Origin of the sequence: Bacillus cereus group sp. BfR-BA-01382, assembly GCF_022663475.1 — a bacterium.
Taxonomy (GTDB): domain Bacteria; phylum Bacillota; class Bacilli; order Bacillales; family Bacillaceae_G; genus Bacillus_A; species Bacillus_A thuringiensis_S.
Genome location: NZ_JAKUFQ010000141.1, coordinates 1 through 10,962 on the forward strand (window position 1 = coordinate 1; position 10,962 = coordinate 10,962).

Sequence of the window (10,962 nt, forward strand, 5' to 3'; positions counted from 1 at the left end):
AAAAGTGTTATTTATTTAATTAGGTTACACTTACAGTTTTTGTATACATATATATATTATTATGACGATTATATAATTGTAAATAGCTGTTAGTAAAAAAGAAGGAGATTTCTCCTCCTTCTTTTAAATATCTATATTCGCTTTATGAGCTTCACTGATAATAAACTCTCTTCTTGGTGCTACCTTATCACCCATCAATAGTTCCGTTACAGCATCTGCTTCTTTCGCATCTTCTATCCTTACTTGTATTTGCTTTCTTGTTTCGGGATTTAATGTCGTATCCCATAATTGGGTTGCAGACATCTCCCCTAATCCTTTATAACGTTGAATACCCTTTATTTTATTCCCTATTGTACTCATTATCGAATCTAATTCTTCAACTGAATAAGCGTACATCTCTGTTTCAACCTTTTTTCTACCTTGCTGTTCTTCATATACAATCTTATATAACGGTGGCACTGCAATCCAAACATACCCTTCTTCAATAAGAGGACGCATATAACGATAGAAGAAAGTAAGCAATAACGTTCGAATATGAGCACCATCTACATCGGCATCTGTCATAATAACAACTCGACCATAATTAACTTTCGAAATATCAAAGGCCTTCCCGTGACCCCCACCAATTGCAACTATAATACTTTGAATCTCTTCATTTGATAGAACTTTATCAATTCTGGCTTTTTCCACATTGATAATCTTACCTTTTGCAGGAAGTATAGCTTGCGTTTTTCTATCCCTTGCTTGTTTTGCTGTCCCACCTGCTGAATCACCTTCTACAAGGTAAATCTCTTTCTTTTTTACAGGTGTTTTTGAAGAAGCAGATGCTAATTTTCCATTCGTCTGTAATTGGGCATCTTTCTTTTGGAGACTATTATCCCTCGATTTCTCTTCTGTTTCCCTAATCTTGGACACCCTCATTGCATTTTCAATAATCCGTTTAACTTCTTCTACATGTAAGTCAAAGAACTTGGAGCCTTCATTTTTAATGACTTCCTCTACGGCACCCTTCGCATCCGTACTGCCAAGCTTTTCTTTTGTTTGCCCCTCATATTGTGGGTTTGAATGACGAATTGACACTACAGCCACAATTCCTGTACGGATATGAGCACCATCAATCGTGTTGTCTTTCGTTTTTAGTAGACCAAGTTCTTTTGCATAACCGTTAATTAATCGTGTTATACCTGATTTTAAGCCTACTATATGAGTTCCACCATCAGGGGTAATAATATTATTACAATAACTGATAAGATGTTCGTTATATTCTTGTACATATTGAAAAGCGATTTGAACTTCAATATCTTTCGATACACCTGAAAAAGATATAACATCTGTTAATGTAGGTTTTGAATGGTTTATTTCCTTCACTAATCCACCAATTCCATCTTTTTCACAGAAGGTCTTTTCATATCCTGTTCTTTCATCTATAAAAACAAACTTCAATCCTTTATTTAAAAATGCAGATTCTTGTAATCTATTTTCAATGGTTTCAATATTCCATTCTGTAGTTTCAAGGATTGTGTTATCTGGTAAAAAACGAACCTTTGTACCACGTCTGTCTGTATCACCAATTGAAGGAAGTTCTCCATTTTCAGTTAACGGTATAACAGGAACCCCACCATTTTCATAGCGGTCTTTATATATCTTTCCATTTCTATGTATTTCCACTTCTAAATAAGAGCTCAATGCATTCACTACAGATGCACCTACACCGTGTAAACCACCAGACACCTTATATCCATTCCCACCGAATTTACCACCTGCATGAAGGATAGTATAAATCACCCTTGCAGTTGAATACCCTGCTTTTCGATGTACATCAACAGGGACTCCCCGACCATTATCTTCTATAGAAATAGAATTATCTTTATGTATCCGAGTAATAATTTCATCGCAATATCCTGCTACTGCTTCATCCACGGAATTATCAATGATTTCCTTAATCATATGGTGTAGACCTTTAGTATTCGTTGAACCAATATACATACCTGGTCGTTTACGAACCGCCTCTAATCCCTCTAATATCTCTATGGAATCTCCATTATATTCTTCACTCATACTATCATCTCCTTACTGTCTTTCTTCACCACGTATAATACATTTTATATTGACTATTGTCAATGAAATAACAGGTTGTACTCAAACAACATACAAGATTTAACCCTATAATAAAATCATATAATAAGGATATAAATATGAAAGGAAAGGGGAAATGAAATATGCTGATACTTGTCATTAACGTACTATTAGTTGCCATCTCTGGCATGGCAATCATTTTAACACTTATTAACTTAACAAAAACTTTAAAGGTACATAGTCACCTACCTGATGAAATAAAAAAACATACAAAATCCACAGTATTTACATGCTTCATCTTATTCATTTTTTCTATTGGATGTGCTATTGGAGCAGGACTTTTATGGAATCAATTATTCTTCTACGTATTTATTCTCTTATCTGGATTCTTATCATTAGCTATTTACCAACTAATCAATGAGAATTTAGCTGAATTTGTAGATTAAAAGACAAAAAAGAAGCAGATGTTAGTTCTGCTTCTTTTCCTATTCCCCAAGCCAATTAATCATGTTTTTCGTCCCTCTAAAACCCTCAAAATCTAATATATCTGTTCCTGAGGCTTTATTTTGATATGCAGGATGCCTACTTTCATAAATATTATTGAACTGCATAATATCTCCTATTTTTCGTGAAGGATTCCCCCATAAAAACCAAATAACATTTGGGTTGTTACTATCAATATACTTAAGTAATTTAGATGAAAAATCTTTCCATTCATCTCTATGGGTCCCCGCTTTACCTCGCCCCACCTGACAAGTGAAATATACATTTAAGAACAAGACACCTTGATTCTCTAAAGAATCAAACCATTCTTTAGGTGGTTTTATATTAAACGCCCCATTCTTAATTTCTTTTTGAATTTTTTTATATGCCTTTACATCTTTATAATTTTCGATGTTATTTTCCATTCGATAGATGCTTCTAATCACATTTTTAATTAACTTCCCTATCCCTTTATCGTCCCAGTCCTTTATTGTGGCATCCTCAAATGCTCGACCTGAGCCTTTCCCCTCTATAGGGTATGGGTCTTGTCCAAGCCAAATCACCTTCACTTTGTTTAAATCTCTTTCTAAAAACCTCAGTACAAGTTTTGGGTCTGAAGGTGTAAAATCTTGTTTTATCTCATCAAAAATCACATTTACTTCTTCTTTTCTGTCATTCGTCAAGAATTCATCCCATGATGGATGAACATTTTCAGGAATCAACATATAAGTACCTCCCTTGATAAAAATTATGCAACATTTGTAATGTTCGTTGTTCCAGTAGATTTTTTCTTAAATTGCACCTTAATTAATTGTTCATTTTTTATCATTGGAATGTACTCAAAAACCTCCACACCACCAACGGATTGCAAGGAATCGAAAATGTGGTCCTCACATTTCGGCATGACGGTTATGAACCTAACTTCGTTCACATTCTTTATTCTTTTAATTTCATTTCTATAATACAAGCTCTGCCATACAATGTCAGTATCTTCCTCTACTTTTAATTCAATAACTACATACACACCGCTTGAATCTTTCGCCAAGATATCAATCCTTCCCTTTGGAAGCATATATTGAGTAGCAATTAATCTAAGTCCACTTTCTACTAACGATAAATTACGCTTCATATACTCTTCTAACATCGCTTCTGTTATCAACTCGACATTTGAACTATATTGAATATCAGATATAAACATTTGTATATAACGACTCTCTAAGGTTTCAATTGACACCCTATCATCAACACAGGCAAATCCTCTGATTCTATTTGGACTTGAAATTTGCACTTGAAACAATTCATTTAATAACATCAAATATTCGTACTTCACTCGATACCAGTAATCACTTTCCTTCTTATATTTCCTATTCTTCTTCTTAGCCCTTTTCACCAAGTCTTTTTCCAAATCAGACAAATACGTAGTTACATCTTTTGATATACCTTCTTCAGTTGTAACAGGATAGAACGTTGATGAAAAACACCAATCTTCAATAGCATTTGCAAAACAACTACCTATAATTGGATTGATAGAGATAAATTCTCCTTTATAGTTAACTTTATCCTTTTCAACTTCAATCTGTAACTCATTCAATATGAATTGAATAAAATTCTTTTTATATATAAACTCTTCTTTCTTTTTTTTATCATCTATACTGTCACATCCAAATCGCAATACAACATAACGATATAACACATCAAAATTACTGATACCATACATAATACTTAGCTCTTCCTTTAGCAATAAAGCTATTTCATCTTCATAATAGTTCACTAAAAAACACCTCAAATTATAAAATAATCCCTTGTAATTTCATGAATCAGAAACTATAATAAGATTATATAATTCATTGACTATTGTCAAAGAAAAATAATAAAATCAATTATAGTAAATGAATTGTTTTAAACCAATTTTACCTTTACATATTGATAAAAAACTTAATATTCAGAGGAGCTGATGTAACAATGGCAAGAGAAACTAATCCGTTACAAATTATTCGATTCGATGGAAGAGATTGTTTCATGGAGGTTCTAAACACAGGATTTGACATTGGAAAGGTCTATATGAATTTCATTACTTATGACCAAAACAAAAAAGCAGGAGAACGCTACACAGCCAAAATTCCAATTTATATGGATATTGATAAATTCTTAGTTCTTTCCGCAGATATCATGTCAGGAAAAATCCATAAGTTAGCTGAGAATGAAAAAGCAAAAGGTGCGAAGTATCCAGGTAAAATCTTTGATGATATGGGTGGAACACCTGCTGAATCATTAAAACAACGTGGGAAAGAACGTGAAGATGGAATGAGCGAATCCCGTGTTCTAAAGTTACTACCAGGTTCTAAACTTCCATTCCTTTTCCAAGCAGAACTTGGTAAAGGGGAAAAAAATGAGAAAGGCTTAATCGTACCTCGTTATGGCACAAGCCCTGAACAACTGGTTAGAATCCCAATGCAAGGTGATGACCTCAAACGTTTTGCCCTTGTTGTAAAAACACATATTGATGCGTATATTACTGCAAAGTATTCGAATGAACAATCAGAAAAAACTCTTAAAGAACTGAAAGAAACTTCAAAAAAACTTGAAGAGTTAATTACAAAACTAACAAAAACAGATACTGGAAACAGTAAAAAGTAAACAAGGGGGCTATTAGCTTCCTTGTTTTTATAAGAGGTGAAAAATATGACTAACATATTTAGCAAAATCGAAGAACGGCATGTTAATAACTTTATTTTATTATCAAGCTATTATTTATTGATGACCATAGCATTTTGGCTTCTATTTATTCCATTTGAATCTCATCGAATGGTATCTATTATTTGTATTGCAATTGAAGTTGGATGTTTATACTTTTTTGTTAAGAAACTAAAAATACAGACTCAAAAAGAATTAAACGGATATATCATCGGTCTAATCATTTTGGCTTTAGGTAATATCTATATTGGTGGTGGTGGCGTATTCTTCGTAGGTATTCCACTGTACATCAACAGTTCTCTATTCGTTCACTACTATTACTTATTAGGGTGGGGACGTATATTTGTAGAATTGTTACTATTTACCATGCCGTACATTATTACATTTAAATTGGCATTTCGCAACTCACAGGGGGAATAAATTCCTCCTGTTTTTTTAAAAAGAAAAACCCCTCCGAAACATAAACCTATATACAAGATATTTTATTCATGTAAAAATTTAATTTATTTATTAAAAATCACCCTTACAAAAAAACAGGAATAGTTAAGGACATAAAAAAATACAGTAACTTTATTATTACTGTACATTGATAAAAATATTATTAGGCAACCTTTTCTTCTTTAATTAATCTCTTAATTTTTAACAAGCAGTGTTTTTGGATTTTAGATACATTCGCTTGACTCATGTTAATATCTTCAGCTATTTGTTTTTGTGTCTTTTCTGTTCCATTTTTATCTAAACCATAACGAAACGTCATAATATATTGTTCTTCTGGATTTAACATCTTAATCGCTTCTCGTATCAAACGCTTGTGGTCATCTTCTACTACTCTATCTTCTAAAGACTTCTCTCCGTTATTTTTCTCCGCAACAATATCTTCTAAATGAAACCCGTTTCCATTTTTATCAACAGATAAAACAGTGTTTAAAGAAACATTATTTAATCTATGTTTCTTTTCTTTTCTTAAAAAGAATAAAATCTCATTCTTAATACAATTTATAGCATATGTAGAGAATTTCACTTCACGAGTTGTATCAAATGCATTTAAGGCCTTTGCATATCCTACCATCCCTGCATTTACCAATTCATCTGGGTCAATTTGAGAGTTCTCAAACATCTTTACTACATAATAAACAAGCCTCTCGTTTTCTACTGCAATAATTTCTTTTTCCATTTCTGTTAAGTGTGTCATATGGTTTATCCCCTCTTCCAAAGTTATTAATTTTACAATAAACCATATTTTATTCATTAACTATAGTAAATATGACTGACAATGTTCTATACAAAAACAATAACTAAAACAACAAAAAGAGTGCTATTGTAAGCACTCTTCTAATAGATTATTCATCGTTGTTGGGTCACCAAATTGACTTAACTTTTCTCTTAGTTGATTCAAGCTCATAAAACCATTTTTCGCTGATAACAACAATCCTTTTATCATTTCAAAGTTGTATATATCGAACAAAGCATCATATAGCTTTCCATTCATGAAACTTTTCCCTTCATTTGTTTTAGAGTTGTACTCTCTAATGAAGTCTTTATATGCAATTGAACCTGCATTTTTCTTAAAAATAATGTAGTCATTGTATATAATCCCATATCCTTTTTCTAACACTCTTTTGTAATATGTTTTATAATCTAAAATTTCTCCATTACAAAAGAAATCCGCAGATTTTGAAAAAATCGGAAACTGGTCAGTCTTTCCGAGAAGACGATATCCCACAACATTTAACCTTAATTCTGCATTGTAACCTTCTATTTTGTTTGGTAATTTCCCCATTGTAAAATCCCACTCCTTATAAATTTAATTTATATAAATACCTGTTTTTATAATTTTTATATTATATGTGAGTAGGTTAGTAAGAATCATCAATTCATCAATTTTATTGACTATAGTTAATGATAATGTTAGAATTTAGTTACATAATAAAAGGAGTTGATAATGTGAAATTTCGTAAGTCTTTTATGGGACTCATGGCGTTTGCAGTTGTTGGAATGATGTTGGGTGGATGTCAATCAAAAGAAGCACCTAAAGAAAAGGAAACACAAAAAGAAGTAACATATAAAGAAAGAAAAGTATCTGTGGACTATTCTAAACCTGCTGAAGAAATTCTTCTTTCTTATAGCGAAAAAGGGATGAATGAATTCAAAAGAAATTTCCCTGATAAATTGGCAATGGACTTTGCTTTGACGTCTATTGGTAAGACTGCTCCTGACTTTGAATATAAGAACATCAAAGGGGAAACAGTTAAGTTATCCGAATTAAAAGGAAAAAAAGTTGTTCTTGATTTTATGAGGGATGATTGTCCAGTATGTAAAGAGAGTTCGCCTACTGTAGCAAAAGTGAAAGAATCTTATAAAGATGCAGTGTTTCTACCTATCTTCCCAAAAGATTCAAAAGAAGATGTTGAGAAGTTCTTTAAAGATTTGAATCTCGAAGTAAATGAAAATTCTATTGCAGGAAAAGATAATGGAGATAATTTATCTATTGTTAAAAATTACAACTTAAAACTCGTTCCAAGCTTTGTATTCATTGATGAATTAGGAAAGATTTCATATACATGGATTGGTTCTACTGATGAGAAAATCTTCAAGGATACAATGGATACAGCATTCGGTAAAAATAAACTATATGACCTTGTTAAAACAGAAAAAGTAGACAAGAATGGTAAAGTCGTAGAAGAAAAAGTCGAACCGAAAAAAGAGGAAACTAATAAAGAAAACAAAGAAAGTAAATAAGTAGTGCTCTTCTATAGAGCACTTTTTACTTGAGAGGAGACTGATACATAGTGGAGAAAGTAAAAGCAATCCCATTAGAAGCTTATATCTTTTCTTTAACAGATAAAGAAGAGCGACAAGCGTTACTTAACGAATATCGAAACACCATGCACAATTATCATGTAATTAATTTAAAAAAATTCGTTGCATCTCTATCTCGGCAACCAAGAAGAATCGCAACTCGTGCATTTAAAAAAAGTGGTGTTGATGTAAATACGACTACAAACTATATTATTTCGAAGGAAGAATTAGCTTCTTTTGGAATAGATTATTTTGATGTAAGAGATATGATTAATAAGTAAAAGAGCAAGGGATAATTATCCCTTGCTCTTATTTCCTTTCAAACAATTCAATTAAGAAATTCATTAATGTTTTAGAGCTCTTTTCAATTTTCTTCTCGATTTTCTCAGGGAATTCTGTATATCTCATGTATCCTTCAGATGTTTCTTTGAATGCAAAAGCACCATCAGCATAAATCATTCCCTCTTGTCCATTTCCCACGCCTTGTTTAATAGAAAAAATACAAGCAACAACATCTTTTCCTTCTTTTACAATTCCTAAATATTGATTTTCTGAGGTTTGTAATAAGAATCGTTTATTATTTCTTAGAAACTCAGGTAACAATAGCTTTGTTAACTCATGAATATGCGAGTAAGGTACTGGTGACATCCTATCAACTTGTCCAACATCATTAACTCCGATTTCAAACATCTTATGAATAGGTGTATTTCTGTCATCAATTAATGCGAAATACTGCCCTCCTATTTCATTAAACGAAAGTAGTTCCCATGACTCTATTTGATTCACATGGTTAATCATTTGATGCTTTGCGTTCTCAAAAGCATTGTCCATATATTCATACACGTCAATCAATTCAATTGGGTCTACATGAACATCATCTTTGGCATCTGTTAGAATTTTTAATGCCGTTGCATTTCCTAAACTATTAACACTAACTGCTCGATATGTTTCATTTACCTTCTCTAAAACTTTAATATGCATAACATGTTCATTCATAACGTAAAAAACTTTAATATATGTTTTTCCTTGAAAACTCATTTTACTAATCACGATATTTATCATGAATTTCACGCCCTTCCTTTTTTCTATATAAAAATCATATCATATAGTCAATAGGAAAAAGAGGTGTTTCATGCTCTATCCAGTTCTATCAATTTTTATTCAATTATTCTTTCTACTTTACTTTTAAATTCTTCACCTGGCTCAAACGCAGGGATTTCCTTTGCAGGAACTCTTACTTCTTTTTCTGAAGAGGGGATTCTAATGTTCCTACTTTTTCTTTCTTTAGTTACAAATTGTCCAAACCCTTTTAAAGATACCTTTTCTCCATTTTGCAATGCTTCATAGATAATATTAATAAATGTATCTACAGCTAATTGATTCTCCGATTTTGACAATCTATTCCTTTCCTTCATTTTTTCTAAGAGTTCATTTTTATTCATTTTTCTCCCCCATGTTCTAAAAACATTATATTTATATATAGGGATTATTTTACAGTATGTAATCGTTTTATTCAAATATAAAAAATAAAATTTTTGTAATTTATATAGACTACATTTCATAAAAAAAGCATCCGATGACTTTTGTAAAAAAGTACAACCGAATGCTATATATTAGAGATATAGAAAGCCTACTAAAGTTAAGATACTATACGAAATACAGAAGAATGGTGCGAATGGTACCATTGTTTTCTTGTTCTGTTTCTTAAATATAAATATAGATGCAATAGAATAAATAAAGTGAATGAGACAAGATAACAATAATAAGACGATTGTGTAGTAGCCTCCTAAATACATACCGAATATAAACATAAACTTGATATCTCCACCCATTTTATGCATTAATACCATTGCAGGTATTAATAGGAACAAACCTCCTATCAGACCACCAATTAAATGGGTCCATTGATAAGTAATTCCAAACGGTAGAATAATTATTAATAATCGAGTTGCAAAAAACACTGCATTAAACTTATCATAAATCTTCATGTTTTTTAAATCCGTATAAGTCGCTATAAATAAAAATAATAACAATATGGCTACAATAAAAATATGACTATTTACATATAAAATTTCATTTTTAATATTCAATAAGAATTGTTGTATCTCAGGCACAAAATCCCCTCCTAAAAACTTTTATTTTATAGTAGATTTTTAGAAGTAAGTACATACCTAATTTTCGTTTGATTCTGTCTAATAAAAAAACACCATTTTACATGATGTTTTTATCTGTATACCATTCTTGTAACACTTCTAATAATTAATTCCACAGTACCATCTTCCTTTTGACCATTATATGTTACTGTGAAGTTCGAACCATTACGTGCATTATACATATCTTTTGATAAGCCACCTAAATCATCGAAATATGAACTGTTTTTAATTCTGACTTTACTCACTGTATCTAAAACAATTTGAGGACGTTTCTTTTTTGTTTCTCCTAATCCCCAAGTATCATTGCCCCAATCCACTTTTACTTGCTCAACATTTAAAGCAACAATGTTTTTGTTTGTTTTTACGTGTTTTCGAATTTCTTCTTTATATTTAGCAGATATCTTCCTTTCATAATCTGTTAAGTTTACAGAATTGATTTCAGTGTCTATTTCATTTTCCTTATCAATGGAGAATATTTCATCACGTAATTTATTTGTATCTACAGTCGTCTGTAAGGCATTCATCCCTGATGTATCCATAATAGACTGTATTTCATTTACAGCCCAAGATTTAGATGCTATATCTGAAAAGGCTGTAATCGCTAAAAGAACAATAAATACAGTTATTACAATTAGGATAGAGAAGACACCTTTTGTATTTTTTAATGTTTTTTTAATTCGTCTCATTTCTTTCACCTTCCCAAACATCGTAGTTATACTTAAATTCGGATGTTACGTATCTTTTTTGTATTGCTTCT

Annotated in this window: 14 protein-coding genes; 5 read left to right on the forward strand and 9 right to left on the reverse strand. The window is 31.4% G+C overall.

The genetic code is table 11. The features are described 5' to 3' along the window. Positions 1-123 precede the first annotated feature (123 nt). The gene (locus tag MR160_RS30855; RefSeq protein ID WP_242298982.1) at positions 124-2,058 is read right to left on the reverse strand and encodes a DNA gyrase/topoisomerase IV subunit B; all 1,935 of its coding nucleotides are present in this window, start codon (positions 2,056-2,058) and stop codon (positions 124-126) included. A gap of 161 nt (positions 2,059-2,219) precedes the next feature. Between MR160_RS30855 and MR160_RS30860 the strand changes: the two genes are divergently transcribed. Next, positions 2,220-2,522: a hypothetical protein gene (locus tag MR160_RS30860; RefSeq protein WP_061662212.1), complete on the forward strand. Its 303-nt coding sequence runs from the start codon at positions 2,220-2,222 to the stop codon at positions 2,520-2,522. A gap of 39 nt (positions 2,523-2,561) precedes the next feature. On the opposite strand, the gene MR160_RS30865 is transcribed toward MR160_RS30860, so the two are convergent. Next, on the reverse strand, positions 2,562-3,284 hold the full coding sequence (locus tag MR160_RS30865) for a uracil-DNA glycosylase family protein (protein WP_242298983.1): 723 nt from the start codon (positions 3,282-3,284) through the stop codon (positions 2,562-2,564). Positions 3,285-3,307: 23 nt separating this feature from the next. Beyond that, positions 3,308-4,330 (reverse strand): endonuclease NucS domain-containing protein, encoded by a 1,023-nt coding sequence (locus tag MR160_RS30870; protein ID WP_242298984.1) that lies wholly within the window; start codon positions 4,328-4,330, stop codon positions 3,308-3,310. Positions 4,331-4,521: 191 nt separating this feature from the next. On the opposite strand from MR160_RS30870, the gene MR160_RS30875 reads away from it, so the two are divergent. After that, the gene (locus MR160_RS30875; RefSeq protein WP_061662209.1) at positions 4,522-5,196 is read left to right on the forward strand and encodes a hypothetical protein; all 675 of its coding nucleotides are present in this window, start codon (positions 4,522-4,524) and stop codon (positions 5,194-5,196) included. Between the two features lie 45 nt (positions 5,197-5,241). After that, positions 5,242-5,673, forward strand: coding sequence for an iron permease (locus tag MR160_RS30880; RefSeq protein ID WP_242298985.1), 432 nt, complete (start codon positions 5,242-5,244; stop codon positions 5,671-5,673). Between the two features lie 181 nt (positions 5,674-5,854). Here the strand turns inward: MR160_RS30880 and MR160_RS30885 are convergent, their stop codons facing one another. Together MR160_RS30885 and MR160_RS30890 are read right to left on the reverse strand one after the other, a co-directional pair. Beyond that, positions 5,855-6,445 (reverse strand): sigma-70 family RNA polymerase sigma factor, encoded by a 591-nt coding sequence (locus MR160_RS30885; RefSeq protein WP_000149417.1) that lies wholly within the window; start codon positions 6,443-6,445, stop codon positions 5,855-5,857. Between the two features lie 123 nt (positions 6,446-6,568). Beyond that, positions 6,569-7,033, reverse strand: a complete 465-nt coding sequence (locus MR160_RS30890) for a hypothetical protein (RefSeq protein WP_242298986.1) — start codon at positions 7,031-7,033, stop codon at positions 6,569-6,571. A 164-nt stretch (positions 7,034-7,197) separates the two neighbouring features. Between MR160_RS30890 and MR160_RS30895 the strand changes: the two genes are divergently transcribed. Together MR160_RS30895 and MR160_RS30900 are read left to right on the forward strand one after the other, a co-directional pair. Beyond that, positions 7,198-7,992 carry a TlpA family protein disulfide reductase gene (locus MR160_RS30895; protein WP_242298987.1) on the forward strand — a complete coding sequence of 265 codons (795 nt, stop codon included), beginning with the start codon at positions 7,198-7,200 and terminating at the stop codon, positions 7,990-7,992. Between the two features lie 50 nt (positions 7,993-8,042). Then, the gene (locus MR160_RS30900; RefSeq protein ID WP_098297283.1) at positions 8,043-8,333 is read left to right on the forward strand and encodes a hypothetical protein; all 291 of its coding nucleotides are present in this window, start codon (positions 8,043-8,045) and stop codon (positions 8,331-8,333) included. Positions 8,334-8,361: 28 nt separating this feature from the next. Here the strand turns inward: MR160_RS30900 and MR160_RS30905 are convergent, their stop codons facing one another. From MR160_RS30905 to MR160_RS30920, 4 genes are all read right to left on the reverse strand, one after another. Continuing rightward, positions 8,362-9,114 carry a hypothetical protein gene (locus tag MR160_RS30905; RefSeq protein ID WP_242298988.1) on the reverse strand — a complete coding sequence of 251 codons (753 nt, stop codon included), beginning with the start codon at positions 9,112-9,114 and terminating at the stop codon, positions 8,362-8,364. Between the two features lie 95 nt (positions 9,115-9,209). Then, the gene (locus tag MR160_RS30910) at positions 9,210-9,494 is read right to left on the reverse strand and encodes an HU family DNA-binding protein (RefSeq protein WP_242298989.1); all 285 of its coding nucleotides are present in this window, start codon (positions 9,492-9,494) and stop codon (positions 9,210-9,212) included. A 171-nt stretch (positions 9,495-9,665) separates the two neighbouring features. Then, a complete protein-coding gene (locus MR160_RS30915) occupies positions 9,666-10,166 on the reverse strand; it encodes a prepilin peptidase (protein WP_098297281.1) in 501 nt (166 codons plus the stop codon). Between the two features lie 110 nt (positions 10,167-10,276). Continuing rightward, a complete protein-coding gene (locus MR160_RS30920) occupies positions 10,277-10,891 on the reverse strand; it encodes a hypothetical protein (protein WP_001252699.1) in 615 nt (204 codons plus the stop codon). Between the last annotated feature and the right edge of the window lie 71 nt (positions 10,892-10,962).

What these genes read in the sequence shown, in the direction of transcription:
- MR160_RS30855 (WP_242298982.1), bottom strand. Translation starts at nt 2,058, where the DNA reads ATGAGTGAAGAATATAATGGAGATTCCATAGAGATATTAGAGGGATTA.
- MR160_RS30860 (WP_061662212.1), top strand. Translation starts at nt 2,220, where the DNA reads ATGCTGATACTTGTCATTAACGTACTATTAGTTGCCATCTCTGGCATG.
- MR160_RS30865 (WP_242298983.1), bottom strand. Translation starts at nt 3,284, where the DNA reads ATGTTGATTCCTGAAAATGTTCATCCATCATGGGATGAATTCTTGACG.
- MR160_RS30875 (WP_061662209.1), top strand. Translation starts at nt 4,522, where the DNA reads ATGGCAAGAGAAACTAATCCGTTACAAATTATTCGATTCGATGGAAGA.
- MR160_RS30880 (WP_242298985.1), top strand. Translation starts at nt 5,242, where the DNA reads ATGACTAACATATTTAGCAAAATCGAAGAACGGCATGTTAATAACTTT.
- MR160_RS30885 (WP_000149417.1), bottom strand. Translation starts at nt 6,445, where the DNA reads ATGACACACTTAACAGAAATGGAAAAAGAAATTATTGCAGTAGAAAAC.
- MR160_RS30890 (WP_242298986.1), bottom strand. Translation starts at nt 7,033, where the DNA reads ATGGGGAAATTACCAAACAAAATAGAAGGTTACAATGCAGAATTAAGG.
- MR160_RS30905 (WP_242298988.1), bottom strand. Translation starts at nt 9,114, where the DNA reads ATGATAAATATCGTGATTAGTAAAATGAGTTTTCAAGGAAAAACATAT.
- MR160_RS30910 (WP_242298989.1), bottom strand. Translation starts at nt 9,494, where the DNA reads ATGAATAAAAATGAACTCTTAGAAAAAATGAAGGAAAGGAATAGATTG.
- MR160_RS30920 (WP_001252699.1), bottom strand. Translation starts at nt 10,891, where the DNA reads ATGAGACGAATTAAAAAAACATTAAAAAATACAAAAGGTGTCTTCTCT.